The organism is Aeromonas diversa CDC 2478-85 (assembly GCF_000819805.1).
Classification (GTDB): Bacteria; Pseudomonadota; Gammaproteobacteria; order Enterobacterales; family Aeromonadaceae; genus Aeromonas; species Aeromonas diversa.
This window is the reverse complement of the sequence record NZ_CDCE01000037.1, coordinates 311916-336857: the sequence shown is the minus strand read 5'-3', so window position 1 is coordinate 336857 and position 24942 is coordinate 311916. Positions and strand designations below refer to the sequence as shown.

General features: G+C 62.8%; 23 protein-coding genes. 4 read left to right on the top strand and 19 right to left on the bottom strand.

What is annotated here, in order from left to right; translation table 11 throughout:
- Positions 1 to 27: 27 nt before the first annotated feature.
- From BN1121_RS18765 to sdhC, 9 genes are all read right to left on the bottom strand, one after another.
- Positions 28 to 762 carry a tRNA-uridine aminocarboxypropyltransferase gene (locus tag BN1121_RS18765; RefSeq protein ID WP_005358693.1) on the bottom strand — a complete coding sequence of 245 codons (735 nt, stop codon included), beginning with the start codon at positions 760 to 762 and terminating at the stop codon, positions 28 to 30.
- Positions 763 to 929: 167 nt separating this feature from the next.
- Positions 930 to 1802 carry a succinate--CoA ligase subunit alpha gene (gene sucD, locus BN1121_RS18760; RefSeq protein ID WP_005358691.1) on the bottom strand — a complete coding sequence of 291 codons (873 nt, stop codon included), beginning with the start codon at positions 1800 to 1802 and terminating at the stop codon, positions 930 to 932.
- Positions 1802 to 2968 (bottom strand): ADP-forming succinate--CoA ligase subunit beta, encoded by a 1167-nt coding sequence (sucC, locus tag BN1121_RS18755; RefSeq protein ID WP_005358689.1) that lies wholly within the window; start codon positions 2966 to 2968, stop codon positions 1802 to 1804. Before sucC ends, sucD begins: the two co-directional genes overlap by 1 nt.
- A gap of 92 nt (positions 2969 to 3060) precedes the next feature.
- Positions 3061 to 4242 carry a 2-oxoglutarate dehydrogenase complex dihydrolipoyllysine-residue succinyltransferase gene (gene odhB, locus BN1121_RS18750; protein ID WP_005358687.1) on the bottom strand — a complete coding sequence of 394 codons (1182 nt, stop codon included), beginning with the start codon at positions 4240 to 4242 and terminating at the stop codon, positions 3061 to 3063.
- Positions 4243 to 4274: 32 nt separating this feature from the next.
- On the bottom strand, positions 4275 to 7085 hold the full coding sequence (gene sucA / locus BN1121_RS18745) for a 2-oxoglutarate dehydrogenase E1 component (RefSeq protein WP_005358685.1): 2811 nt from the start codon (positions 7083 to 7085) through the stop codon (positions 4275 to 4277).
- A 106-nt stretch (positions 7086 to 7191) separates the two neighbouring features.
- Positions 7192 to 7908 carry a succinate dehydrogenase iron-sulfur subunit gene (locus BN1121_RS18740; protein WP_005358682.1) on the bottom strand — a complete coding sequence of 239 codons (717 nt, stop codon included), beginning with the start codon at positions 7906 to 7908 and terminating at the stop codon, positions 7192 to 7194.
- 17 nt (positions 7909 to 7925) lie between these two features.
- On the bottom strand, positions 7926 to 9692 hold the full coding sequence (sdhA, locus tag BN1121_RS18735; RefSeq protein ID WP_043158021.1) for a succinate dehydrogenase flavoprotein subunit: 1767 nt from the start codon (positions 9690 to 9692) through the stop codon (positions 7926 to 7928).
- Positions 9689 to 10033: a succinate dehydrogenase, hydrophobic membrane anchor protein gene (gene sdhD / locus BN1121_RS18730; protein WP_005358676.1), complete on the bottom strand. Its 345-nt coding sequence runs from the start codon at positions 10031 to 10033 to the stop codon at positions 9689 to 9691. Before sdhD ends, sdhA begins: the two co-directional genes overlap by 4 nt.
- Complete coding sequence (gene sdhC, locus BN1121_RS18725; RefSeq protein WP_005358674.1) at positions 10027 to 10416, bottom strand: succinate dehydrogenase cytochrome b556 subunit; 390 nt, start codon at positions 10414 to 10416, stop codon at positions 10027 to 10029. The genes sdhD and sdhC overlap by 7 nt, the downstream gene beginning before the upstream one ends.
- A 436-nt stretch (positions 10417 to 10852) precedes the next feature.
- Here sdhC and BN1121_RS18720 point away from each other — a divergent pair, with 436 nt between their 5' ends.
- From BN1121_RS18720 to acuI, 3 genes are all read left to right on the top strand, one after another.
- Positions 10853 to 12139 (top strand): citrate synthase, encoded by a 1287-nt coding sequence (locus BN1121_RS18720; protein ID WP_005358670.1) that lies wholly within the window; start codon positions 10853 to 10855, stop codon positions 12137 to 12139.
- An 85-nt stretch (positions 12140 to 12224) separates the two neighbouring features.
- A complete protein-coding gene (locus tag BN1121_RS18715; protein WP_005358668.1) occupies positions 12225 to 12536 on the top strand; it encodes a DUF4377 domain-containing protein in 312 nt (103 codons plus the stop codon).
- Positions 12537 to 12554: 18 nt separating this feature from the next.
- On the top strand, positions 12555 to 13532 hold the full coding sequence (gene acuI / locus BN1121_RS18710; RefSeq protein ID WP_043598190.1) for an acrylyl-CoA reductase (NADPH): 978 nt from the start codon (positions 12555 to 12557) through the stop codon (positions 13530 to 13532).
- 47 nt (positions 13533 to 13579) lie between these two features.
- On the opposite strand, the gene BN1121_RS18705 is transcribed toward acuI, so the two are convergent.
- The 6 genes from BN1121_RS18705 to BN1121_RS18680 all read right to left on the bottom strand — a co-directional run bounded on the left by BN1121_RS18705 (position 13580) and on the right by BN1121_RS18680 (position 20046).
- Positions 13580 to 14587: a S66 family peptidase gene (locus tag BN1121_RS18705; RefSeq protein ID WP_005358663.1), complete on the bottom strand. Its 1008-nt coding sequence runs from the start codon at positions 14585 to 14587 to the stop codon at positions 13580 to 13582.
- A gap of 64 nt (positions 14588 to 14651) precedes the next feature.
- Complete coding sequence (locus BN1121_RS18700; protein WP_005358662.1) at positions 14652 to 14969, bottom strand: heavy metal-binding domain-containing protein; 318 nt, start codon at positions 14967 to 14969, stop codon at positions 14652 to 14654.
- A gap of 128 nt (positions 14970 to 15097) precedes the next feature.
- Positions 15098 to 16390, bottom strand: coding sequence for an NAD(P)/FAD-dependent oxidoreductase (locus BN1121_RS18695; protein ID WP_005358659.1), 1293 nt, complete (start codon positions 16388 to 16390; stop codon positions 15098 to 15100).
- An 80-nt stretch (positions 16391 to 16470) separates the two neighbouring features.
- Entirely contained in the window at positions 16471 to 17010 is a 540-nt protein-coding gene (ycfP, locus tag BN1121_RS18690; RefSeq protein ID WP_005358656.1) for an alpha/beta hydrolase YcfP, read from the bottom strand.
- A 231-nt stretch (positions 17011 to 17241) separates the two neighbouring features.
- Positions 17242 to 19020, bottom strand: a complete 1779-nt coding sequence (locus tag BN1121_RS18685; protein WP_005358653.1) for a M3 family oligoendopeptidase — start codon at positions 19018 to 19020, stop codon at positions 17242 to 17244.
- A gap of 117 nt (positions 19021 to 19137) precedes the next feature.
- Positions 19138 to 20046, bottom strand: coding sequence for a DUF808 domain-containing protein (locus BN1121_RS18680; RefSeq protein WP_005358651.1), 909 nt, complete (start codon positions 20044 to 20046; stop codon positions 19138 to 19140).
- Positions 20047 to 20175: 129 nt separating this feature from the next.
- Here BN1121_RS18680 and BN1121_RS18675 point away from each other — a divergent pair, with 129 nt between their 5' ends.
- Positions 20176 to 20766, top strand: a complete 591-nt coding sequence (locus BN1121_RS18675) for a DUF924 family protein (RefSeq protein WP_005358650.1) — start codon at positions 20176 to 20178, stop codon at positions 20764 to 20766.
- A 41-nt stretch (positions 20767 to 20807) separates the two neighbouring features.
- Here BN1121_RS18675 and secF read toward each other — a convergent pair whose 3' ends face one another.
- From secF to BN1121_RS18655, 4 genes are all read right to left on the bottom strand, one after another.
- Positions 20808 to 21713, bottom strand: coding sequence for a protein translocase subunit SecF (secF, locus tag BN1121_RS18670; RefSeq protein ID WP_043598188.1), 906 nt, complete (start codon positions 21711 to 21713; stop codon positions 20808 to 20810).
- 3 nt (positions 21714 to 21716) lie between these two features.
- Positions 21717 to 23519 carry a protein translocase subunit SecD gene (secD, locus tag BN1121_RS18665; RefSeq protein ID WP_005358592.1) on the bottom strand — a complete coding sequence of 601 codons (1803 nt, stop codon included), beginning with the start codon at positions 23517 to 23519 and terminating at the stop codon, positions 21717 to 21719.
- Between the two features lie 80 nt (positions 23520 to 23599).
- Positions 23600 to 23914: a hypothetical protein gene (locus tag BN1121_RS18660; protein WP_051067537.1), complete on the bottom strand. Its 315-nt coding sequence runs from the start codon at positions 23912 to 23914 to the stop codon at positions 23600 to 23602.
- Between the two features lie 186 nt (positions 23915 to 24100).
- Entirely contained in the window at positions 24101 to 24940 is an 840-nt protein-coding gene (locus BN1121_RS18655; protein ID WP_043598186.1) for a DUF6279 family lipoprotein, read from the bottom strand.
- Positions 24941 to 24942 lie beyond the last annotated feature (2 nt).

Here is a 24942-nt window from a genome sequence, read left to right as displayed (position 1 = left end):
GAAACGGCGGCAGCGGACCTATTCCACTCAGGAATGAGTGGATTGCCAGCCTTCCAGGGCTCGGCAGATGGCCTCATCCTCGGGAGTACGGCGCAACTTTCCGGCCAGATAGCGGCAACTGAAGAGGTTAAACCACTGCTGCAGCGCCTCCCCCTCTCGCCCAAAGCCGGCACTCTCCAAGACACAGGCGGCCACCTCGGCGGTGCACAGGTGCTCGTCGTGGGCCGCCACGCGCATGCCATAGGTCGAGAGCTGTTCTGGGCGCACCGAGAGCACCGGAAAAGCGTCGAGATAGGGGCTCTTGTTGGCCATGCGGCGCGCCTCGCGCCAGGTGCCGTCGAGCAGGATGAACAGCGGCCGTCTCCCCTCCTCCAGCACCGGGGTATGGATCACCCGCTCGGGCGCCTTCTCGCAATCGGGGAAGATGAGAAAGGGTTGATAGGCCGGATCGGCCAGCAGGGCCAGAAGCGCCGGATCCGGCTCGGTACGGGACCAGAGGAAGGCATGGGTCGAGTCGGGCAGCACATCGGCGATGAGGCGTCCCGTGTTGCTCGGCTTGAGGGGCTCGCTATCGAACATGATGAGGCAAAACGCGGCGCGCGAGCGCATGATCGGGCGCAACCGGCAGGCACAGAGGCCGGGCTGTAACAGGCAGCCCGGGCAGCGCTTGACGCTGCCGCCTCGGGCGAGAAAGGGGCGGGTGGAGCGGGCAAGGCGAGCGGCGCGCAGGCGATTAACCGAGTGATCCGGAGCCTGGGTCATGGGAGCGTTTCCAGATGATGAGCGAGGGGCGCATTCTAGCGAGAGGAGAGAGCAAGAGGAACCACTGCCGCTCTCATGCCCGAACGGGCAGGTGAAACCGGCAGCGGCTCGGAAAAAAAATGCCGACCCCAGGGTCGGCATCTGTGCTGATACATCAGCGGACGAGCTTACCAGCCAGTCACTTCACGCAGGGCCTTGCCGATATCGGCCAGGGAGCGCACGGTTTTGACACCGGCGTCTTCCAGGGCGGCAAACTTCTCGGCGGCAGTCCCCTTGCCACCGGAGATGATGGCGCCGGCGTGGCCCATCCGCTTGCCGGGAGGCGCGGTGACACCCGCGATGTAGGAGACCACCGGCTTGGTGACGTGGGCCTTGATATAGGCGGCCGCGTCTTCCTCGGCGTTACCGCCGATCTCGCCGATCATCACGATGGCTTCGGTCTGCGGGTCGTTCTGGAACATCTCCAGGATGTCGATGAAGTTGGAGCCCGGGATGGGGTCACCACCGATGCCCACGCAAGTGGACTGGCCAAAACCTTCGTCAGTGGTCTGCTTGACCGCTTCGTAGGTCAGGGTGCCGGAGCGGGAGACGATGCCCACCTTGCCCGGCTTGTGGATGTGGCCGGGCATGATGCCGATCTTGCACTCACCCGGGGTGATGACGCCCGGGCAGTTGGGGCCGATCATGCGCACGCCGGTTTCCTGCAGCTTCACCTTCACGTCCAGCATGTCCAGGGTCGGGATGCCTTCGGTGATGGTGACGATGAGCTTGATGCCGGCATCGATGGCTTCCAGGATGGCGTCCTTGCAGAACGGCGCCGGCACATAGATGACGGAGGCAGTGGCACCGGTGGCGTCCACGGCGTCACGGACGGTGTTGAACACCGGCAGGCCCAGGTGGGTGGTACCACCCTTGCCCGGGGAGACGCCGCCCACCAGCTGGGTACCATAAGAGAGCGCCTGCTCGGAGTGGAAAGTGCCCTGACCGCCGGTAAAGCCCTGGCAGATCACCTTGGTGTCTTTGTTGATCAGAACGCTCATCAGTTGGCCTCCGCTGCTTTAACCACTTGCTGCGCGGCATCGGTCAGACTCTTGGCCGCAATGATGTTGAGGCCACTCTCGGCCAGCTTGATACCGCCCAGCTCGGCGTTGTTGCCTTCAAGGCGCACCACCACGGGGACCTTGACGCCCACTTCCTTCACGGCGCCGATGATGCCTTCGGCGATCATGTCACAACGCACGATACCGCCGAAGATGTTGACCAGCACGGCTTTGACGTTGCTGTCGGAGAGGATGATCTTGAATGCCTCGGTCACGCGCTCCTTGGTGGCGCCACCGCCGACGTCCAGGAAGTTGGCCGGTGAACCACCGTGCAGGTTGACGATGTCCATGGTGCCCATGGCCAGACCCGCGCCGTTGACCATGCAACCGATGTTGCCATCCAGCGCCACATAGTTGAGCTCCCACTGGGCGGCGTGCGCTTCGCGGGGATCATCCTGGGACGGATCGTGCATCTCGCGCAGCTTGGGCTGGCGATAGAGGGCGTTGGCGTCGATGTTGATCTTGCCATCCAGGCAGTGCAGGTTGCCCTTATCGGTGATGACCAGGGGGTTGATTTCCAGCAGGGCGAAGTCGCAGTCCAGGAACATCTGGCCCAGGCCCATGAAGATCTTGGTGAACTGCTTGATCTGATCGCCGACCAGACCCAGCTTGAAGGCCAGCTCGCGAGCCTGGTAAGGCTGCGGACCGACCAGCGGATCCAGGGTTGCCTTGTGGATCAGGTGCGGGGTTTCGTGGGCGACTTTCTCGATCTCCACGCCACCCTCGGTCGAGGCCATGAAGACCACGCGGCGGGTGCCACGGTCAACCACGGCGCCCAGATAGAGCTCTTTGGCGATGTCGGTGCAGGACTCGACCAGGATCTTGGTGACCGGCTGACCGTTGGCGTCAGTCTGGTAGGTCACCAGGTTCTTGCCCAGCCAGTTTTGGGCGAAGGCACGGATCTCGTCCTTGCTCTTGGCCAGCTTGACGCCACCGGCCTTGCCACGGCCACCGGCGTGGACCTGACACTTCACAACCCAGGTATTGCCGCCAATCTTGTCGGCAGCCTCGGCGGCTTCTTGCGGGGTAGCGCAGGCGTAGCCTTCGGAGACCGGCAGGCCATATTCGGCAAACAGCTGTTTTGCCTGATACTCATGCAGATTCATAGATGCTCTATCCGTATTTGTAGGTATTTCCGTATGGGGTGTTTCTCAATCCCCGTGAAGGGGGCCTTGGCGGCCCCTCATTATCGTTGTGCTCACACGTCCAGCAGCAGGCGGGTCGGATCTTCCAGCAGCTCCTTGATGGAGACCAGGAAACCGACCGACTCGCGACCGTCGATGAGACGGTGATCGTAGGAGAGGGCCAGGTACATCATCGGCAGGATTTCCACCTTGCCGTCGACGGCCATGGGTCTGTCCTGGATCTTGTGCATGCCCAGGATGGCGCTCTGGGGCGGGTTGATGATGGGGGTCGACATCAGGGAGCCGAACACACCACCGTTGGTGATGGTGAAGTTGCCACCGGTCAGCTCTTCGACGGTCAGCTTGCCGTCACGGCCCTTGCCCGCCAATTCCTTGATGGCCTTCTCGATGTCAGCCAGGCTCAGCACGTCGGCATCGCGCAGCACCGGGGTCACCAGGCCACGGGGGGTGGAGACGGCGATGCTGACGTCGAAGTAGTTGTGATAGACGATATCGTCACCGTCCAGGGAGGCGTTGACCTCGGGGTAGCGCTTGAGCGCCTCGACCACGGCCTTGACGTAGAAGGACATGAAGCCGAGCTTGATGCCGTGGCGCTTCTCGAAGGTCTCACCATACTGCTTGCGCAGGGCCATGATGGGGCCCATGTTGACCTCGTTGAAGGTGGTCAGCATGGCGGTGGTGTTCTTCGCTTCCAGCAGACGCTCGGCGATGCGCTTGCGCAGACGGGTCATGGGCACGCGCTTCTCGCTGCGACCGGCCAGCGGGGCCACGGAGGCGGTGGCCGCGGCGACCGGCGCCGCTGCGGCAGCCGGCTTGTCGCCACCCTTGATGAAGGCTTCCACGTCTTCCTTGGTGACGCGACCGCCCTTACCGGTGCCGGTCACCTTGCTCACGTCGATGCCGTGCTCGGCCACCAGGCGGCGCACCGAAGGGCTCAGGGCGTCATCGCTCTCGACCGGCTCAGCCGGTTTGGCCTTGGTCTCTTCACCGGCCACGGCGGCCGGGTTGATCTTGGCGATCAGCTGGCGGGCCAGGACGGTGGAGCCCTCCCCTTCGAGGATCTCGGCCAGTACGCCAGAGTCCGGTGCCGGCACCTCCAGCACGACCTTGTCGGTTTCGATGTCCACCAGGACCTCGTCACGGGTCACCATGTCGCCCGGCTTCTTGTGCCAGGTGGCGATGGTGGCATCAGCCACAGATTCCGGCAGGTCGGGTACCTTGATATCGATAGTCATCTTGCTTGATTCCTTTTACTTCTTCCTGTGGCTTAGGCCAGGGTCAGGGCGTCATCTACCAACGCCTTCTGCTGCTTCATATGAACCGAGATATACCCCACCGCCGGCGAGGCGGAGGCCGGACGTCCGGCGTAGGTCAGGGTGGCGCCGGCCGGCAGCACGCTGTCGTAATGGTGACGAGTGCTGTACCAGGCGCCCTGGTTCTGCGGCTCTTCCTGACACCAGACGAAATCGGTGACGTGGGCATAGTCGGCCAGGATGGCGCGCACTTCCTCTTCCGGGAAGGGGTAGAGCTGCTCAATTCGCACCAGGGCCACGTCCTGCTGCTCGGCCTTGCGACGGGCATCGAGCAGGTCGTAGTAGACCTTGCCGGAGCAGAACACCACGCGCTTGACACCCTTCGGATCCAGCGCATCGATCTCGCCGATGGCGTTCTGGAAGGTGCCTTCGGCGAGTTCCTCGAGCTTGCTCACCGCCAGCGGGTGGCGCAGCAGGGATTTGGGCGTCATCACGATGAGCGGACGGCGCATCGGGCGCACTACCTGACGGCGCAACATGTGGAACACCTGAGCCGGAGTGGAGGGCACACACACCTGCATGTTGTGCTGGGCACACATCTGCAGATAGCGCTCGAGACGGGCGGAGGAGTGCTCCGGGCCCTGCCCTTCATAACCGTGCGGCAGCAGCATGGTCAGGCCGCACATCCGGCCCCACTTCTGCTCGCCGGAGGAGAGGAACTGATCCACGACCACCTGGGCACAGTTGGCGAAGTCACCGAACTGGGCTTCCCAGATGGTGAGGCCGGCCGGCTCGGCACTGGCGTAACCGTATTCGAAGGCCAGCACCGCGTTCTCGGTGAGCACAGAGTCGTAAATCTCGAACGGTCCCTGCTTCTCGTGCAGGTTGCACAGCGGGGTATAGGTGCTGGCGTCGGTCTGGCTGTGCAGCACGGCGTGGCGGTGGAAGAAGGTGCCACGACCGGAGTCTTCACCGGTGAAGCGAATGCGCGACCCCTTGTCCACCAGGGTGGCGTAGGCCAGGGTCTCGGCGAAGCCCCAGTCGACCAGCTTCTCGCCGGCGGCCATCAGGCGACGGTCTTCGTAGATCTTCTCGACCTGGCGCTGCAGCACATGGGTCGCCGGATACTGGCTCACCCGCTCGCCGAGGGCCTTGAGGTGATCCATCGGCACAGAGCTGTCATAGGCCATGTTCCAGTCATGACCGAGGTAGGGGGTCCAGTCGACGGAGTGCAGCTCCATCGGGCGCCACTCCTTGCTCACCCGATCGCCGCGATCCAGGGTGTCGCGATAGTCGTTGACCAAGGTGGTGGCCAACTCCTGGGTGATGCTGCCTTCGGCCACCAGCTGATCGGCGTAGATCTTGCGCGGGGTCGGGTGCTGCTTGATCTTCTGGTACATCAAGGGCTGGGTGGCGCTCGGCTCGTCGGCCTCGTTGTGGCCGTGACGGCGGTAGCAGACCAGTTCGATCACCACGTCGCGCTTGAAGGTGTTGCGGTAATCCAGGGCAATCTGGGTCACCAGCACCACGGCTTCCGGGTCGTCCCCGTTGACGTGCAGCACCGGGGCCTGCACCGCCTTGGCGATATCGGTACAGTATTCGGTAGAGCGCAGATCGCGATGATAGGAGGTGGTGAAGCCCACCTGGTTGTTGATCACGATGCGCACAGTGCCGCCGACGCCATAGGCACGGGTCAGAGACATGTTGAAGGTTTCAGCCACCACCCCCTGACCGGCCATGGCCGAATCGCCGTGGATGGTGATGGGCAGTACGGTCGAGCCGTCCTTGTCACCGCGGCGGTCCATGCGGGCACGCACAGATCCGATGACCACGGGGTTGACGATCTCGAGGTGAGACGGGTTGAAGGCCAGTGCCAGGTGAACGTTGCCGCCCGGGGTGGCGAAATCGGACGAGAAGCCCATGTGGTACTTCACGTCGCCCGTGCCCCAGGACTCGCCGTGCTTGCCGGCAAACTCGTCGAACAGCTCCTGGGCGCGTTTGCCCAGTACGTTGATGAGCACGTTGAGGCGGCCGCGGTGGGCCATGCCGATCACGGCCTCTTTGCAGCCCTGCTCACCGGCGCGGCGGATCAATTCTTTGAGCATGGGCACCATGGCATCGCCCCCTTCCAGGGAGAAGCGCTTGGCGCCAGGGAACTTGGCCCCCAGGTATTTCTCCAGCCCTTCGGCGGCGGTCAGGCTCTCGAGGAAGCGGGTCTTCTCCTCGAGGGTGTAGGTCCCCTTCCCTTCGATAGACTCGAGCCGCTGCTGCAACCAGCGCTTCTCCTCGGTCGAGGTGAGGTGCATGTAGTCGGCGCCTATGCTGCCGCAGTAAGTCTTCTTCAGGGAGGCGTAGAGATCGGCGAGCACCATGGTCTCGCGACCGATGGCGTAAGAGCCGACGTTGAAGGTGGCGTCGAGATCGGCCCCCTGCAGGTTATGAAATGCCGGTTCGAGTTCGGCGACCGGCTCGCGCTGCCACAGACCGAGGGGATCCAGATTGGCATTCTGGTGACCACGGAAGCGGAAGGCGTTGATGAGTTGCAGGACGCGAACCTGCTTGGCATCCACCTCGGGGTCTGAGACGGGTGCACTGAAGCGGGAGGTATCCTTGGCAAGGCGACGGAAATAATCCTTGACGCGGGAGTGGGGTTGTTCGACTGCATGGCCATTGACCTGAGGCAGCCCCGCAAACAGGGTGCGCCACTCTTCGGCAACGGAGTCGGGATTTTCTAGGAAGGATTCGTACAAATCCTCTATGTAGCTTGCATTCGCACCAGCCAGGTGAGATGACTCCAACCAGGCCTTCATCACGCCGTTATGCATTTCGATCCCTTGTACTTCTTCTCTGTCTAGCAGCTTGTAGGGTGTAACAGATAGCCATCCTACACGGTGAATGGCTATCCGGAGGTTGGGCCAGAGCCCGTTGGGCTTATACCGCCCGATTCAGGAGCATCGACTTGATATGGCCGATGGCCTTGGTCGGGTTGAGGCCCTTGGGACAGACGTTCACGCAGTTCATGATGCCGTGGCAGCGGAAGACGCTGAAGGCGTCGTCCAGATTGCCCAGACGCTCGACGGTCGCGCTGTCGCGGCTGTCGGCCAGCCAGCGATAGGCGGCGAGCAGACCGGCAGGGCCGATGAACTTGTCCGGATTCCACCAGAAGGAGGGGCAAGAGGTGGAGCAGCAGGCACAGAGTATGCACTCGTACAGGCCGTCCAGCTTGGCGCGCTCCTCGGGGGATTGCAGGTGCTCACGCACGGGCGGTTGCTTGTCGTTGTTAATGAGGAAGGGTTTGACCTTCTCCCACTGGGTGTAGAACTGGGTCATGTCGATGACCAGGTCCCGGATGACCGGCAGACCCGGCAGCGGCCGGATCACCACCTTTTCTCCCTTGCCAAGCAGGTCCGAGAGCGGGGTGATACAGGCCAGGCCATTCTTGCCGTTCATGTTGATACCGTCGGAACCACAGACCCCTTCGCGGCAGGAGCGGCGGAAGGCGATGGAGGGATCCTGCTCCTTGAGCAGGATCAGGGCATCGAGCACCATCATGTCGGAACCTTCAGGAATATCAAGGTGATAATCCTTCATGTGCGGTGCGTTATCAATATCCGGGTTGTAGCGATAGACCGAGAATGTGACTTTCATTTGGAGCTGCTCCGCAATCAGTAGGTCCGGACCTTGGGCGGGAACGCCTCACGGGTCTTGGGCGTCATGTTGACGCTGCGCGTGGTCATGGACTCGGTGTCCGGATGATAGAGGCTGTGGCACAGCCAGTTGGCATCATCACGGTCCGGATAGTCGAAGCGGCAGTGGGCGCCACGGCTCTCGGTGCGGAAGTTGGCCGCCACCGCGGTCGCAAACGCGGTCTCCATCAGATTATCCAGCTCCAGACACTCGATGCGCTGGGTGTTGAACTCCCTGGAGGTGTCGTCCAGACGGGCAGACTTGAGGCGCTCGCGAATGGTCTTGAGCTCTTCGAGCCCTTCGGCCATCGCCTTGCCTTCGCGGAACACGGAGAAGTTGTTCTGCATGCAGCGTTGCAGGTCCTTGCGGATCTGTACCGGGTCTTCGCCGCTACGGGTATTTTCCCAGCGGTTGAAGCGGGCCAGGGCGGCGTCCAGATCAGACTCGGAGGCCTCGCGGCCGTGCTCCATCTCGCCCAGGGTGTTGACCAGGTGCATGCCGGCGGCGCGGCCGAAGACCACCAGATCCAGCAGCGAGTTGCCGCCCAGACGGTTGGCGCCGTGCACCGATACGCAGGCGATCTCGCCCACCGCGAACAGGCCGACCACGGGGACGTCGTTGCCGTCCTTGTCCTGGGTCAGGCACTGACCATTCACGTTGGTCGGCACGCCGCCCATCATGTAGTGGCAGGTCGGGATGATGGGGATGGGCTCTTTGACCGGATCCACGTGGGCGAAGGTACGGGAGAGCTCGCAGATGCCCGGCAGGCGGGATTCGAGCACGTCCTTGCCCAGGTGATCGAGCTTGAGCTTGATGTGCGGGCCCCAGGGACCGTCGCAACCGCGCCCTTCGCGGATCTCGATCATGATGGAGCGGGCGACCACGTCGCGGCCGGCCAGGTCCTTGGCGTTGGGGGCGTAACGCTCCATGAAGCGCTCACCGTCCTTGTTCAGCAGATAGCCGCCCTCACCGCGGCACCCTTCGGTCACCAGCACGCCGGCGCCGGCGATACCGGTCGGGTGGAACTGCCACATCTCCATGTCCTGCACGCCGACACCGGCACGCAGGGCCATGCCGACGCCGTCACCTGTGTTGATGTGGGCGTTGGTGGTGGACTGATAGATGCGACCGGCGCCGCCGGTGGCGAGCACGGTGGCCTTGGCCTTGAAGTAGACGACCTCACCGCTCTCCATGTCGATGGCGGTGCAGCCGACCACGTGGCCGTCCTGGTTCTTCACCAGATCCAGGGCATACCACTCGGAGAAGACGGTGGTCTGGTTCTTGACGTTCTGCTGATACAGGGTATGCAGCAGGGCGTGGCCGGTCCGGTCGGCTGCGGCTGCGGTACGGGCCGCCTGCTCACCACCGAAGTTCTTGGACTGACCGCCAAACGGGCGCTGGTAGACGCGGCCGTTGTCGAAACGAGAGAAGGGCAGCCCCATGTTCTCGAGTTCGAGAATGGCGGCCGGGCCTGTCTTGCACATGTATTCGATGGCGTCCTGGTCACCGATGTAGTCGGAGCCCTTGACGGTGTCGTACATGTGCCACTCCCAGTTGTCCTCGTGGGCATTGCCCAGGGCGACCGTGATACCGCCCTGAGCGGACACGGTATGAGAGCGAGTCGGGAAAACCTTGGAAAGCAGCGCGCAGGTCTTGCCGGATTGGGCAATCTGCAGGGCGGCGCGCATGCCGGCACCGCCGGCACCGATCACGACCGCATCAAACTCACGAACAGGAATCATCATACCCCCCACAACACGACGAAGCCGGTCATCAGATAGGCCAGCAGAACCACCACCACTACGAATTGCAGGGCACCGCGCAGACCGACCGGCTTGATGTAGTCAGTCAGCACCTGCCACAGGCCGATCCAGGCGTGGATCAGCACGCTGAGCAGGGCCAGCAGGGTGAACACCCGGGTAAAGGTAGAGGCGAAGAACTCGCCCCACACCTCGTAGGTGATGTCGTTGAAGGCGATGAAACCCACCAGATAGAGGGTATAGAAGGTCATGATGAGGGCGGTGGCGCGGATCAGGATGAAATCGTGTACGCCGCTGCGCCCGAAGGTTGCAGAATTGGTTACCATACCAGCACTCCCGCCAGCACAGCCAGAACAGCGGTAATGACAAAGGCCACACGGGCACTCTGGTTGCCGGATTCCAGCTCTTCACAATAGCCAAGATCCATGATCAGGTGACGAATACCACCGACGATGTGGTAAGCCAGCGCAGTCAGGATCCCCCACACCACCAGCTTGACCAGGATGTTGTCCAGGATGGACATCACCTGCTCGAAGCCTTCCGGCGAGGAGAGTGAAGTACCAAGCATCCACAGCAGGATGGAGAGGGCCACGAAGGTGATGACCCCAGACACCCGGTGCAGGATGGATGCGATGGCAGTGACAGGAAAGCTGATCGTTTGCAGGTCGAGGTTGACCGGTCTCTCTTTCTTTTTCACGGCTTTGCCCACTCAGCTCCATTGAGCACGTTAGTTATTGTTTTAACAATCGCTGATGGGCGTTGGGCGGGTTTGTAAGGCTTTTGTAACTAAAACTGCGCAGTAAAGCCAAAATCCAGCAGATTGGGTGTATCCCAGAGTTTCCGAAAGCGTTTCAAACACCGACGTCCATCACCCACGAGCGGCAGTATATCGGCGCCGTTAACCAATGACAATCAAATGCCTACACAGTTTTACAAAAACCATAAACCAGATCTCATATCCAATTTCACACTTCGTTAACCAGTAATCAGCAAATTTGACAATGATGGGGGCTTCTGGTTCAAATAGGGCGCTCCAAACGCCCGGTTACCCTGGTTGGGTCTTTCACCCTTTGCCAGCATCCCTTCTCTCGGGATAGAGTGGGGCTTGGAAACAAAATATAAATAAAGAGCAAAGGAGACGTGCTATGGCTGATAAGATAGCCACCCTGCATCTACCCGGTCAGGATCCGGTTGAACTACCTATCCTCTCCGGATCCATCGGACCCGACGTGATCGACGTGCGCAAGCTCGGCGCCCACGGCTACTTCACCTTCGACCCCGGCTTCATGGCCACCGGCTCCTGCAAGTCGGCGATCACCTATATCGACGGGGATCAGGGTGTGCTGCTGCACCGTGGCTACCCCATAGCGCAGCTGGCTAAGGAATCCAGCTACCTCGAAGTCTGCTATATCCTGCTCTACGGCGAGGCCCCCACCAAGGCCCAGTTCGCCGAGTTCCAGCGTACCGTGACCCGTCATACCATGGTGCACGAGCAAATCGCCTTCTTCTTCCGCGGTTTCCGTCGCGACTCCCACCCCATGGCCATCATGTGTGGTGTGGTCGGCGCCCTCTCCGCCTTCTATCACGATGCCCTCGACATCAACAACGAGCAGCACCGCGAGATCTGCGCCTTCCGTCTGCTCTCCAAGATGCCGACCCTGGCCGCCATGTGTTACAAGTACTCCATCGGCCAGCCCTTCATGCAGCCGCGTAACGCCCTCTCCTATGCCGGTAACTTCCTGCACATGATGTTCGGTGTGCCGACCGAGGAGTACAAGGTCAACCCCGTGGTTGAGCGCGCCATGGATCGCATCTTCACCCTGCACGCGGATCACGAGCAGAACGCCTCCACCTCCACCGTGCGTCTGGCTGGCTCCTCCGGTGCCAACCCGTTTGCCTGTATCGCCGCGGGGATCGCCTCCCTGTGGGGGCCGGCCCACGGCGGTGCCAACGAAGCCTGCCTGCGCATGCTCGAGGAGATCGGCTCGGTCGATCGCATCCCCGAGTACATTGCCCGCGCCAAGGACAAGAACGACTCGTTCCGTCTGATGGGCTTCGGTCACCGTGTCTACAAGAACTATGACCCGCGTGCCCAGGTGATGCGCGAGACCTGTCACGAGGTGCTCAAAGAGCTGCAGATCAAGGATCAGCTGCTCGACGTGGCCATGGAGCTCGAGCGCATCGCGCTGTCCGACCCCTACTTTGTCGAGAAGAAGCTCTACCCCAACGTGGACTTCTACTCCGGCATCATCATGAAGGCGATCGGCATCCCGATGAACATGTTCACCGTGATCTTCGCCATCTCCCGCACCATCGGCTGGATCGCCCACTGGAACGAGTTCCACTCCGATCCGGACAGCAAGATCGGTCGTCCTCGCCAGCTTTACATCGGCGAGCCCCAGCGCGAGTTTGTGCCGCTCGATCAACGCTGATCGCACCGCTAAGCCGGGGGCAGTCCATTGACTGCCCCCTTTTTTTCGCGCTCTAATGAACCCCTTTCCACCCGAAGGAGTCTTCATGAAATCCTCTCTGCTGCTGGGGGCCCTGCTGTTGGCAGGCTGTGCCCAAGGCCCCGCCAACCAGGTGATGGAAGTCAACGACCAACTGGCCCACTGCGTCGGGGTCGCCCCCATGAAGTGCATGCAGGTGCGCGAAGAGAGCAGCGAGCCCTGGCAGCTCTTCTATCAACAGATCGAGGGATTCGCGTTCGAGCCGGGCTATCGCTATCGACTCGAGGTAGCGGTCAGTGAGGTGAAGAACCCGCCAGCCGATGGCTCATCCCTGCACTATCAGCTGGTCCGCGTCATCGAAAAACAGCCGGTGCGCTAGCACCTGGGGAGCCACTTCATGCGTTGTATTCTCATCGACAAACCCGAAGGCCATTATCAAGCCAGCCTCAGCCAGGTAGAGGCGAGTGCCCTGCCCGAGGGAAACGTCACCGTCGCGGTGCACTGCTCCACCCTCAACTACAAGGATGCCCTGGCCATCACGGGCCGCGGCCCCGTGGTGCGCAGCTTCCCCATGGTGCCGGGGATCGATCTCGCCGGTGTCGTCACCCAGAGCGACCATCCCGCCTACCGGGTGGGGGACCGGGTTTTGCTCAACGGCTGGGGTGTGGGCGAGAAGCACTGGGGAGCCCTGGCCGAGCAGTGCCGGCTGGACGGTGACTGGCTGATCCCGCTCACCAATGAACTCAGCGCGCACGATGCCATGGCCATCGGCACCGCCGGCTACACCGCCATGCTCTGCGTCATGGCCCTGCAAGAGGCCGGCATTCGCCCGCAGGCAGGTCCTGTGCTGGTCACCGGCGCCAGCGGCGGTGTCGGCAGCTTTGCGGTGGCCCTGCTCGCGCGCAAGGGGTATGAGGTGGTGGCCTCCACCGGCAAGCAGGAGGAGGCGGAGTATCTCAAGGCGCTGGGGGCGAGCGAGGTGATCGACCGCAAGGCGCTGAGCGAGCCGGGCAAACCGCTGGCCCGCGAGCGCTGGGCGGCCGCCATCGACACGGTCGGCAGCCATACCCTGGCCAACGTCTGCGCCGGCTTGCGCTATGGCGGCGCCGTGGCCGCCTGCGGCATGGCCCAGGGGCTCGACCTGCCCGCCTCGGTCGCCCCCTTTATTCTGCGTGGGGTACGCCTCATCGGGGTCGACAGCGTCATGTGCCCGCGGGATCGCCGCATCCTGGCCTGGGAGAAGCTGTCACGCCTGGTGGACAGTGAACTCCTTGGCCTCATCGCCCGTGACATCACCCTGGATCAGGTGATTGAGACGGCCCACGCCCTGATGGAGGGCAAGCTAAGAGGTCGCGTCGTGGTCAATATCGCCTGACCCTGTCGCGCTTGACCCTCGGGCCCGCCACTGTGCGGGCCCGCTCGTTACTGCCACCAGGGCTCCTGCAGGGTCAGGGTGGCACGATCCACGTCCAGCTCGGCCTGTACGCCGATGGGCAGGGTCAGCATGGGGTGAGTATGGGCGCAGTCAAACTCCGCCAGAATGGGGAAGGTTGGCGATCCAATCACCTCGAGCAGGATATCGAGGGGCCGCTTGCCGCTGCCTTGGCTGTCGAACTGCTCGTGCTTGCCCAGCACCAGCCCACCAATTCGGTCGAACACACCGCATAACTTGAGGTGAGCAAACGACCGCTCCACCACCTCGGCGCTCTTGAGGCAATCTTCGATAAAGAGGATGTCCCCCGCCTCGATGGCCGGCATGTAGGGGGAACCCCAGACTCCCGCCATGGTGTTGAGGTTGCCGCCGATGAGGCGTCCGCTCACCCTCCCCCGACCCACGCTCACCAACTGGTTATCCTGGCACTGCTTGGCCCGGCTCTGGCTCTCCCAGTCGAGACGCTCATCGCTCCACTCGGTCGGGGTTGGCAGCACATGGGGGGCGCAGCCGCTGACACAGAGGCGCGAGAAATAATCGAAGGTGCGCCCCACCAGGGGCTCGAACTCGCCGAAGGAGGCCACCAGCGCCGGGCCGTAGAAGGTGATCAGCCCGGTCTTGGCATGGATGCCGAGCAGCAGGGCGGTCACGTCCGAGTAACCGATGATTATCTTGGGATCGCGCCTTAGCGCCTCGTAATCGAGGTACGGCAGCAGGGAGTTGGAGTTGCTGCCACCAATCACCGACATGATGGCGCGCACCTCGGGATCGCGGATGAGGGCGTTGAGCTCTTCGGCACGCTCGGCGATGGAGCCGGAGCGCCAGTGATCCCGCTTGCCGGTCAGGGAGCCGGCACGCAGGGCAAATCCCTTCCCTTCAAGAAAGGTGCGCGCGCGCTCGAAGCGGGCCGGCGCCCAGGCGGTGGCCGCACTCGAGGGGGAGAAGAAGCCAATGGTCTGCCCGGGCTTGAGCAGAGGGGGGAAAATAGGTGGGGGCATGGGTGCTCCGTGCGACAGTGCCATGCCCCTACCCTACCCGCTTTGAGCCAGCGGGAACAAGGGGTTAGACGACGACGGCGGTGCCGCTGATGCTCACCATCAGCATGCTGCCGTTTTGGCCCACCACCTCATAGTCCATATCGATGCCGACCACGGCGTTGGCCCCCAGGGCAGCGGCACGCTCTTTGAGCTCGTTGAAGGCGATGTCGCGGGCCCGCGCCAGCTCTTTTTCATAGGCGCCGGAGCGACCACCGATGATGTCGCGGATGCCGGCGAAGAGATCCTTGAAGATGTTGGCGCCGAGGATGGCCTCCCCCACCACGATGCCGCGGTATTCACGAATGGTCTTGCCTTCCAGGGTGGGAGTAGTTGAGAGGATCATGATGGCTCCTTGAGTGAAAACGGGTTTCAGATTACCCCAATCCTGCCACTGGCAACACCCGGTTTCACCGACAGGCCGTGGCCATAAAAAAAGAGAGGCCCTTGGCCTCTCTTTCACATCCGTCGCCCTTAGTGGAGCTTCAGTGTCGGGCGCAATACCCGGTTGATGCGACCCACCAGCATGATGAGGCCGGTCTTGATGTAGCCGTGCAGGGCGATCTGGTGCATCCGGTAGAGGGAGATGTAGACCAGACGAGCGATATAGCCTTCCACCATCATGGAGCCGCGCATCAGGTTACCCATCAGGCTACCCACGGTGGAGAAGCGACTGAGCGACACCAGGGAGCCGTGATCATGGTAACGATAGGGCTTCATCTCGGCGCCACTCATCTTGGCCAGAATGTTCTTGAGGCACTGGGTCGCCATCTGGTGGGCAGACTGGGCACGCGGCGGCACGAACTTGCCATCCGGCTGCGGGCAGGCGGCGCAGTCACCGATGACGAAGATGTGCTCGTCGCGGGTGGTCTGCAGGGTCTCGTGCACCACCAGCTGATTGATGCGGTTGGTCTCGAGTCCCGCCAGATCTTTCATGAAGTCCGGGGCCTTGATGCCGGCGGCCCACACCATCAGATCCGCCTCAATCAGCTCGCCATCCTTGGTGTGCAGCCCTTCGGCCGTGGCCTCGGTGATCATGGTGCCGGTACGCACGTCCACACCGAGCTTGACCAGCTCCTGATGGGCGGCGCCGCTGATACGCTCGGGCAGAGCCGGCAGGATACGCGGGCCCGCCTCCACCAGGGTCACCTTGAGGCTGTCGGTGGTGAGGTTTTTAAAGCCATAGGTGTAGAGCTGCTCCACGGCGTTGTAGAGCTCGGCTGAGAGTTCGACGCCGGTGGCCCCACCGCCGACGATGGCGATCTTCACCTTGTCGCCCGGCTTGTATTCGGTGGCGAACTGCAGGAAGCGGTTCATCATGCTGTTGTGGAAGCGATGGGCCTGGGAGGGGCTGTCGAGGAAGATGCAGTGATCCTTGATCCCCTTGGTGTTGAAGTCGTTGGAGACAGAGCCGATGGCCATCACCAGATAGTCATAGGGGAGCTCACGCTCGTTGACCACGATGTCGCCCTTATCGTCGACGATGGGCGCCAGCACGATGCGTTTCTCTTCACGCTTGATGTCGGTGAGGGTCCCCAGCTGGAAGTCGAAACCGTGGTTCTTGGCGTGGGACTGATAGCTCAGGGCGTCGATGCCCGCATCCATGGAGCCGGTGGCGACCTCGTGCAGCAGGGGCTTCCACAGGTGGGTACGGTTGCGATCGACCAGGGTCACCCTGGCCTTGTTCTTCTTGCCCAGTTTACGGCCCAGTTGGGTAGCCAGCTCCAGACCACCGGCACCGCCACCGACGACGACGATATTCATCATGTTGTGTTTTCCTAACGTATCTCAAAATGCAAAAAGGGGAGCCTGAGGCTCCCCAAAGTCGAATCGTGCGTGATAAGGGATCAGGCCTCCTTGAAGGCCTTCATCCGCTGCAGATGGTGCGAGATGTTCTTGAACTTGTGGGTCTCGCGCTCATCCCAGACGATGTCGTAATAGTTCTTCAGCTCTCGCTCAGTGTCCCGATTATCTCGCACTTCGTCCTGGACTGAAAGGATGCACAGGCAGTTTCCTGAATTTTTATTACGAAACTCAGTTACACACTTGGTGGCGATGTCCACGTACTCCTCGGGACGCTCTATCTTCCCCTGCATGTTCTCCTCCGGATGGAGGTTGGGGTTGAAGATCACCTGGCGAATGCCGCACAGAAAACCGATCCGCTCGCTCCAGTAGCCGCCGAGGCCAACACCGCAGATAAGGGGCTTGGGGTCAGAGCTCATGTCGAGCTGCTTTTTTACCTCTTTGAGAAGATGGCTCATGTCGTGACGGGGGTGAACCGTGCTGTAGTGCACGAAGCGCACATCGTCGTCGATGTACTGCAATTGCAGTACCTTCTCGTGGTTGCCCGGGCTGGTGGCGTCAAACCCATGCAGATAGATGATCATCGCTTGCTTCCTTACTTCTGGGCAGTGCATGTTCCGACCCTACCCCAGGGACGACAATTCCTGCCACTGCAGATTGATACTTTCTTGCTTTGGATCACCAAAAGCCGGGCACAAACGGGCCATCGGATCCGCCTGCAGGCGCCCCCCGTGGGTGATACGAAGGATAAGCGTTGCAGCACTCCCGAGCACCGGCCACCGGAAAAGAAAAAGGGCGGCCATGCCGCCCCGGGATCACAAGAGCGACTCGAAGCGCTCGATCTGCCCCGCCACCTGGGCGAGGCTGGCGCGCCAGAAGTCGGGTTGACCAATATCGGCCCCCAGGTGTTTTTGCACCAAGGCCTCGGCGCTCATGCCGCCGGTGTCCACCAGCAGGGCCCGATAACGGGCGGCAAAGTCGCTGCCAAGGCGCGAGCGCTGGGCATAGACCCCCAGGCTGAAGAGGTAACCAAACAGATAGGGGTAGTTGTAGAACCCGAGCTCGGCGATGGAGAAGTGCCCCTTGCTGGCCCAGAAGAGATCGTTGTGACGGCAGAGGGTATCCCCATACCAGCACTCCATCGCCCCTTGCATCAGCTCACGAAGCCGCTCTGCCCCCACGTGGCCCTGATGGCGGGCAGCCACCAGACGGCTCTCGAAGTCATAACGGGACGGGATATCGACCAACATGGCGGCGGCGCTGTCGGCCTCCATCCAGGCGATGGCGCGGCGCTCCTCACGGCTCTGGGCCTGCGCCATCAGGGCCTCACGCACCAGTGTCTCGGCGAAAATGGAGGCGGTCTCGGCCAGGGTCATGGGGTAGTTGCGCAGCACACGGCATTGATCGCGCAGCAGCCAGCTATGCCAGGCGTGCCCCAACTCGTGAGCCAGGGTGATGACGTTGTCCATGGTCCCTTCGAAGGTGATAAAGACCCGAGGCTCGGCGGGATCGGCATACTCGGTGCAGTAAGCCCCGGTACGGCGCCCCTCGGTGGGATCGGCATCGATCCACCCCTTCTCGGCCATCATGCGGGCAAAGGCGCCCATCTCGGGATCGAAGCCGTCAAAGGCCTTTGCCACCAACTCGATGGCCTCATCGAAGCCATAGTGGCGGGATTGCTCGGCCGGGGCCGGGGCATAGAGATCCCAGGGGCCAAAGTCGCTTACCCCATGCACGCTTGCCATGGCGCGCAGGGCGCGCCGCCCCAGATCTTTGTGCTCGAACGCCTGGGCCATCAGGGTATCCAGGGTCTCGCGCTCGATGTGGGACTGATGGCAAGAGAGCTCGAGGGCGTCGAGCTGGCGAGCGCTGCCGCGCTGACGGGCCAGTTCGATACGCCAGCCGTTGATGGCGTTGAGAATGGCCGCCACCGTCTCCTGCTCCGAGCCCCAGGCCTGATAGATGCCGTGCCAGGCGTCGTAGCGGCGGGCACGCTCGGGGTGTGACAGTAGGTTGGCTGCCTGAGCCAGCCCCAGGGTCTCCTCGCCGACCTGCACCTGCAGCTTGGCCACCAGGGTGTCGTAGAGATTGCCCCAGGCCTGCAGGCCGTCGACACCCAGCCCCTCGACCAGTTGCTCGCTCTCGAGGGAGAGCAGCTGATCCGAGAGGAGCCGCTGATGGGAAACGCGGTAAGCGAGGGTATGCAGGGCAGGACGAGCCAGCAGACTATCGACCAGGGCCTGATCGGCCCGGGCCCAGAACAGCTCAACGGGTTTTTCGGCCATGGCAAGCTCGGCGCCAAGCTGCATGACCCGCGACAACAGCTCGCGAGACACGCTCTCCTTGCCGTTGCGACTCAGGCGGTTATAGGCGTAGGTGCCCAGGTTGTCGATGGCGTGATGAAGCGCATCCCCTTGCTCACGCAGGGCGCCGAGCCGCTCGGCGAGCGTTGCCTCATCGCCGGCGGCGAGCCCCTTGGCCGCCTCGGCAAGGGCTGCGATGCCTTCGCGGCACCGGGTCAGGGTCTGGGCTACCTCAGGGGCGTCCGGGGCGGTGAAGATGTGCTCGTCACGCCAGATGGTCTGATAGGTCATGAATTCTTCCTTGTTATGGTGTTTGCTTCCTGCGCCCGGGTGGGGCCGGCTGGTCAGTATGACGGGAGTGGCCAGTCTCTGCCACTCCCGAATGGCACTCCCCGGTACCGCTCAGGGCTAGCCGCGCAGACGCCCGATGGCACTCATGACACCGACCAGCACCAAGCCGGCGACGATCCCGAAGAGGGCCGACAAGAGGCTCGGCACCAGGGCCGCGACCAGGCCCGAGAGCGGGGCCAGGCTCTGGGCCGCCCCTTCGATGAAATGGTGCAGGGGGGCCAAACCGTGCGCCAGTATGCCGCCCCCCACCATAAACATGGCGATGGTGCCCACCAGCGCCAGCAGGTGCATCAGCTTGGGCGCAACCACCACCAGGGCGCGGCCCAGCGCCAGACGCGGCGCCGCCAGGGTGCCGCCCTCCCCCTTGTTGACCAGATGCAGGCCTATGTCGTCGAGCTTGACGATGAGCCCCACCAGGCCGTAGACCCCTATGGTCATCAGCACGGCGATCCCCGCCACCACGCTCACCTGCACCGGGAAGGCGCTCCCCTGGACCGTGCCCAGGGCGATGACAATGATCTCGGCCGAGAGGATAAAGTCGGTGCGAATGGCCCCCTTGACCTTCTCCTTCTCGTAGGCGACCAGATCGTCAGGAATGGGCTCGGCGGCGCCCTGATCCTCTGCGTCATGAGCGAGGAACTTGTGCGCCAGCTTCTCGGCCCCCTCGAAGCAGAGGTAGGCGCCCCCCAGCATCAGCAGAGGGGTGATGAGCCAGGGGACCAGGGCACTGATCAGCAGGGCGGCCGGCACCAGGATCAGCTTGTTACGAAAGGAGCCCTTTGCCACCGCCCACACCACGGGCAGCTCGCGCTCGGCGCGCACGCCGCTCACCTGCTCGGCATTGAGGGCGAGATCATCCCCCAGCACACCCGCCGTCTTCTTGGCAGCCACCTTGGTCATCAGGGCAACATCATCGAGCACGGCGGCGATATCATCGAGCAGTGCCAGCAAACTGGTTCCGGCCATCCGGAGCACTCCAACTGTAAAAAAGAGGCAACAGTCTACCCCATGTGACCCTAACGGCAACCACCCCACCCCGTGCGGGGAGCGAATGCTACCCTTAATACAGGGATAAACGACGATAAGGAGCCTCTGATGGAGCCATGGAATACCCTGCTCGACACTTGGTTTGGCGAACCTGCCGATGCCGCTACCCTGGCCCAGCGCCAGGCCGGCCTCTGGTGGGGTAAGGATGAGGAAGTAGACAGGCAACTCAGGCTGCAATTTGGCACGCTGCAGCGGCAAGCCGCCGAGGGGGAACTCGACGACTGGTGCTGGCAACCGAAAAGCTGCCTCGCCCTGCTGCTGCTGCTCGATCAATTGCCGCGCAACACCTGTCGGGGGCAGCCAGAATCGTTTGCCCAGGATGGGCGCGCTCAGCAGCTCTGCCTGGAGGGGTTGGCCCATGGCCATGACACCCATCTTCTCCCCATAGAGCGCCTCTTCTTCTACCTGCCCCTGGAGCATGCCGAGAGCCTGGAGCTGCAAGATCTCAGCGTCGCCCTGTTTGAGCGGCTCTTCGAGCACCACCCCCACGCCCCGTTTGGGGACTATCTTGACTTTGCCCGCCGTCACCGGGATATCATCGCCCGCTTCGGCCGTTTTCCCCATCGCAATGCCATTCTCGGCCGCGAGAGCAGCGAAAGCGAGCTGGCCTTTCTCGGCGAGCCTGGCTCGTCATTCTGAATCAGGCAACTGGCAGAGGTCCCCCTCTGCCAGCCTCACCATCAGGCGCCCTCGGGGATCTCCGTCTTCTGATACGCCGCCGGGCTCAAGCCCAGCAGCTCCTGAATGGGCGTGGCGATGGTGATGGAGGAGAGCGTCCCCGTCAGCACCCCGGCGAAGAGGGTAAAGGCGAAGCCGTGTAGCGCCTCCCCCCCGAGCAGTAGCAGGGCCCCCACGGTAAAGAGGGTGGTGCCCGAGGTGATCAGGGTGCGGCTGAAGGTAGCCACCACGGCCCGGTCGGTACACTCATGGATCGAAGGGGGCTGACGCGAGCAGAGGATGTCTCGCAGCCGGTCCGAGATGACGATGCTGTCGTTAAGCGAATATCCGATCACCGCCATCAGCCCGGCGATCACGTTGAGATCAAACTCGATTCCGAGCATGGCGATGAGCCCCAGCGCCACCAACGCATCGTGCGCCACCGAGGCAAGCACCCCCAGCGCCTGGCGCCACTCGAAGCGAAAGGCGAGATAGGCGCTGATGGCCAGCGACGCAGCCAACAACGCCAACATCCCCTGTCCGAGCAGCTCGGCACCCACCTGGGGCCCCATCTGGGTGGTGCGCAAGAGCTCGACGGGTACACCCAGCTGCTCAGCCAGCAAGGTGCCCAGCTCCTGTGGGCTCCAGGCAAGGGCATGGTCGGGCAGCTTGATGAGCCACTCCCCCGGTGCACCGGCCGAATGGAGCTCGATGGCCCCCTTCAGGGGAGGCGTCAACAAGGCATTGAGATCCTGAGCCGAGCGCAGGGTATCGATGCGAAACTCCAGCAGGGAGCCACCGGTGAAATCGAGCCCCAGTTGCAGCCCGTGCGAGGCAAGCAACCAGACGCAGTAGCCGGTGAGCAACAGAGAAAGCAGCAGCCCCAGATAGCGCAGGCGAGTCAGGTTGGCGATCAGACGATTGGTCATGACTTATACCCTCAAGAGCGTCTGGGAGCTCTGCCCCCAGAGTGGGTTGATGATGGCACGGGTGCCCCAGATCCCGGTGATCATGCTGGAGATAAGACCCAGGATCAGGGTGATGGAGAAGCCCTGCAGCGGGCCCGAGCCCACCGAGTAGAGGATGACGGCGCTGATGAGCGTGGTGATATTGGCATCAAAAATCGTGCGAAACGCGCTGCGATAACCAAAATCGATGGCGCTCGCTAGGCTCGCCCCCTCCCGCAACCTGTCCTTGATGCGCTCGAAGATGAGCACATGGGTGTCCACCGCCATGCCCACCGTCAGCACCAGACCGGCGATGCCGGGCAGGGTCAGGACGGCGCCGGGTAGCAGGGCCAGCATGCCCACCTGCATCAGCAGGTTGGCCACCAGGGCCGTGATGGCGACCCAGCCAAACTTGCGGTACCAGAGGATCATGAAGAGCGCCATGCCCGCCATGCCAAAGGCCAGGGCGCTGAAGCCCGCCTCTATGTTCTGCATCCCCAGGGTCGGGCCTATCGAGCGCTCCTCGAGGATCTTGAGCGGGGCTGTGAGGGCGCCGGCGCGCAGCAGCATGGCGAGATCTTGCGCCTCGCTCATGCTGGCAAGGCCGGTGATGCGAAACTGACTGCCCAGCGCCGTCTGGATGGTGGCGACGTTGATCACCTCGCTGCGGGCGATGAGCTTGCCCTCCCCATTGCTCTTGTACTCGGTGAAGAGCGAGGCCATGGGCTTGCCCACATGCAGGCGGCTAAAGCGGCTCATCACGCTGCCGCCGGCCCCGTCGAGCACTATGCCGACCTGAGGTTGGCCACTCTCTCCCATGCTGGCGCGGGCATCGACGATGTGCTCACCGGTCAGCACCGGCTTGCGGGCGAGCGGGATCGGGCGACCGCTGCGATCGGCCACCTTGACGCCCCCCTCAGGCACCACCTCGTAGAAGGCCAGCGAGGCGGTGGCCCCCAGCACCTCCTTGGCCTGTTTGGGATTGTGCACCCCGGGCAGCTCGATGCGAATGGCGCTCTGCCCCTGGCGCTGCACCGCCGCCTCGACGATGCCGAGCTCGTGGATCCGCTTTTGCAAAATCGTCTGGTTTTGGCTCACCGCATTGTTGATGAGCTCGCTGCGCTCCTTGGGCGACAGGGTCAATAGCAGACGCCCCGCCTCGCGCTCCAACTGCCACTGCCCCTGACCCAGCTCGGGGCGAATAAGCGAGAGATAGGGGGCGGCAGGCTCCCCGGCAGGCAGGGTCACCGCCACCTTGTCGAGCCCGATACGCTGCACCACGGCGCCGCGCAGGCGGGCCTCCCGCAGGGCCGAGCGCAGTGAGTCGACCAGATTGCTGGTCTGGCGCTCCAGCACGAAGTCGGTGTCGACGGCGATCAGCAGCTGCGATCCCCCGCGCAAGTCCAACCCGAGCTTGATGGGGGCCGCGCCCAGAGCCTTGAGCCAGGCAGGAGCATTGGCGTGAAACTCCAGCGTGGTGCTGGCCCCGAGCGCATCGAGTGCCAACTTGGCCCCTTGCTGCTCATCCTGGCTGGTAAACACCAGCTCGAGTCGATCCGCCTCGGCGATGACGAGCCTCGGCGCTATGTGGCGCTCGGCCAGGGCGTGCGCCTGGGCATCGCTCAGTGCCGTCTGGCCATGAAGTCCAATGGAAGGCTGCTCACCGAAGAAGGTGGGCAGAGAATAAAAGGTAAAGGTCGCCAGCATGAGCAGCAGCAGGGCGTAACGCCAGCGGCTCATGCGGTTGATGGCGCCATGCTTGGCACGGCGTCGGGTCTGGTTGGTCATGACAGCATCCCAATAGAGAAAACGGCAGCTTCACCGGCGTGAAGCCCACGAGAGGGAAGACCTGTCTGCGCGGCTGCGCGTCAGGCCATCAGCGGCAAGGCGCGATGGCGCTGGAGGAAGCGATAGAGAAGATGGGGACGGACTCGTCTTCGCCGATCATCTCGGCTGAAGCGATCCCGAAAGGAGTACCTGAGGTAGGCGATACCGGGGACGAGGAGCAGACCAAACAGCAGCTGCTGGATCTCGGCAAGGGACCACTCGGTCAGCAAGAGACGAAGCGTATCGCCCGGCTCGTCATCGCTGCGAAGTCCCTGCTCGAGGCGCAGCAGATGGGTCTGATGAGTGAGGATCCCCTCCAGATTGTCCTGAAGCGGCTGGCTAACCCCGGCGACCACACCGCCATCCGGATGCGCAGATGCCTCTGTCCCTGCACCCCAAAAGCTGCACAGGATCAGAGAGAGCAGGCTCCCCAGAAGGAAGGTTTTAAGCCAGGAAAAGCGCAAACGTCGTCTCACGGGCAAAAGCAAAGGAGGCACCATATCATGACCCCCTCCCCCTCACAAGGACGCGGACGGCATGCCTCAACGGCGCGCCATCTCCATGAAGTCATCGGCATATCCCTTGAGCAGGCCATAGAGATGGGCCCGCTGGGAGAGATCGAGGCTCTGGCTCAAGTCCGATAACCACTGCACGGTTCGCTGGCGCGACTGGGCCGTGTAACCCGTGTAGCGCCCCCCCATCAGGCTGTCGCCGCTGGCGAGCAGGCGCTCGAAGGCCGGCGCAAACTCAGGGGTGCCCTTGAGCCTGACCACCTGCTCGAGCTCATCCCACCAATGCAGCTGATAGTCGAGCCAGGGGCCGTAGAGCTCGTATTGCCATTCGACCCAACGGGCGACCAGTGGCGCCTGCGCCGGCTTCACCTCGCCTATCCAAAAGGTCAGCCGGGTGTTCATCTTCTCGGTGAACTCGCGCAGCTCCTGCTCGCGCGGGTTGCGGCGAAACTCCTCGCGTTTTTGCGCCAGCTTTTGCCGCCGCTCCTTGAGAAAACGCTGTAGCTGCGCATCGGTGAGCTGTTCGGCCAGACGCACCGCCCTTGGCATGGCATCGGCGATGAGGCGATCGAGATCCCCCTCCAGAGCCGCCAGGTGCTTGTCGACCTGAGCCGTCGTCATGGGACTGGCCACTGCCTCGCTCAGCCCCTTGAGCTGGGCGCCGTAGGCGGGGATCTCCGACTTGCGGTGCCAGCGCATCAGACCGCTCACCTCCCTATCCAGGGCGCTGCGCTGATCCCGGGTCAGGGAGAAGTAATCGTCCAGCTGCCAGACGATGGCCCAATCGAGCCAGTTGTAGATGAGGCGGGTCGAGCAGCCGACCAGCAAGAGGCAGAGCAGACCAAGCAACCAGGCTCGGGTTCGCATCATGG

What these genes read in the sequence shown, in the direction of transcription:
- BN1121_RS18765 (WP_005358693.1), bottom strand. Translation starts at nt 762, where the DNA reads ATGACCCAGGCTCCGGATCACTCGGTTAATCGCCTGCGCGCCGCTCGC.
- sucD (WP_005358691.1), bottom strand. Translation starts at nt 1,802, where the DNA reads ATGAGCGTTCTGATCAACAAAGACACCAAGGTGATCTGCCAGGGCTTT.
- sucC (WP_005358689.1), bottom strand. Translation starts at nt 2,968, where the DNA reads ATGAATCTGCATGAGTATCAGGCAAAACAGCTGTTTGCCGAATATGGC.
- odhB (WP_005358687.1), bottom strand. Translation starts at nt 4,242, where the DNA reads ATGACTATCGATATCAAGGTACCCGACCTGCCGGAATCTGTGGCTGAT.
- sucA (WP_005358685.1), bottom strand. Translation starts at nt 7,085, where the DNA reads ATGCATAACGGCGTGATGAAGGCCTGGTTGGAGTCATCTCACCTGGCT.
- BN1121_RS18740 (WP_005358682.1), bottom strand. Translation starts at nt 7,908, where the DNA reads ATGAAAGTCACATTCTCGGTCTATCGCTACAACCCGGATATTGATAAC.
- sdhA (WP_043158021.1), bottom strand. Translation starts at nt 9,692, where the DNA reads ATGATGATTCCTGTTCGTGAGTTTGATGCGGTCGTGATCGGTGCCGGC.
- sdhD (WP_005358676.1), bottom strand. Translation starts at nt 10,033, where the DNA reads ATGGTAACCAATTCTGCAACCTTCGGGCGCAGCGGCGTACACGATTTC.
- BN1121_RS18720 (WP_005358670.1), top strand. Translation starts at nt 10,853, where the DNA reads ATGGCTGATAAGATAGCCACCCTGCATCTACCCGGTCAGGATCCGGTT.
- BN1121_RS18715 (WP_005358668.1), top strand. Translation starts at nt 12,225, where the DNA reads ATGAAATCCTCTCTGCTGCTGGGGGCCCTGCTGTTGGCAGGCTGTGCC.
- acuI (WP_043598190.1), top strand. Translation starts at nt 12,555, where the DNA reads ATGCGTTGTATTCTCATCGACAAACCCGAAGGCCATTATCAAGCCAGC.
- BN1121_RS18705 (WP_005358663.1), bottom strand. Translation starts at nt 14,587, where the DNA reads ATGCCCCCACCTATTTTCCCCCCTCTGCTCAAGCCCGGGCAGACCATT.
- BN1121_RS18700 (WP_005358662.1), bottom strand. Translation starts at nt 14,969, where the DNA reads ATGATCCTCTCAACTACTCCCACCCTGGAAGGCAAGACCATTCGTGAA.
- BN1121_RS18695 (WP_005358659.1), bottom strand. Translation starts at nt 16,390, where the DNA reads ATGATGAATATCGTCGTCGTCGGTGGCGGTGCCGGTGGTCTGGAGCTG.
- ycfP (WP_005358656.1), bottom strand. Translation starts at nt 17,010, where the DNA reads ATGATCATCTATCTGCATGGGTTTGACGCCACCAGCCCGGGCAACCAC.
- BN1121_RS18685 (WP_005358653.1), bottom strand. Translation starts at nt 19,020, where the DNA reads ATGACCTATCAGACCATCTGGCGTGACGAGCACATCTTCACCGCCCCG.
- BN1121_RS18680 (WP_005358651.1), bottom strand. Translation starts at nt 20,046, where the DNA reads ATGGCCGGAACCAGTTTGCTGGCACTGCTCGATGATATCGCCGCCGTG.
- BN1121_RS18675 (WP_005358650.1), top strand. Translation starts at nt 20,176, where the DNA reads ATGGAGCCATGGAATACCCTGCTCGACACTTGGTTTGGCGAACCTGCC.
- secF (WP_043598188.1), bottom strand. Translation starts at nt 21,713, where the DNA reads ATGACCAATCGTCTGATCGCCAACCTGACTCGCCTGCGCTATCTGGGG.
- secD (WP_005358592.1), bottom strand. Translation starts at nt 23,519, where the DNA reads ATGACCAACCAGACCCGACGCCGTGCCAAGCATGGCGCCATCAACCGC.
- BN1121_RS18655 (WP_043598186.1), bottom strand. Translation starts at nt 24,940, where the DNA reads ATGATGCGAACCCGAGCCTGGTTGCTTGGTCTGCTCTGCCTCTTGCTG.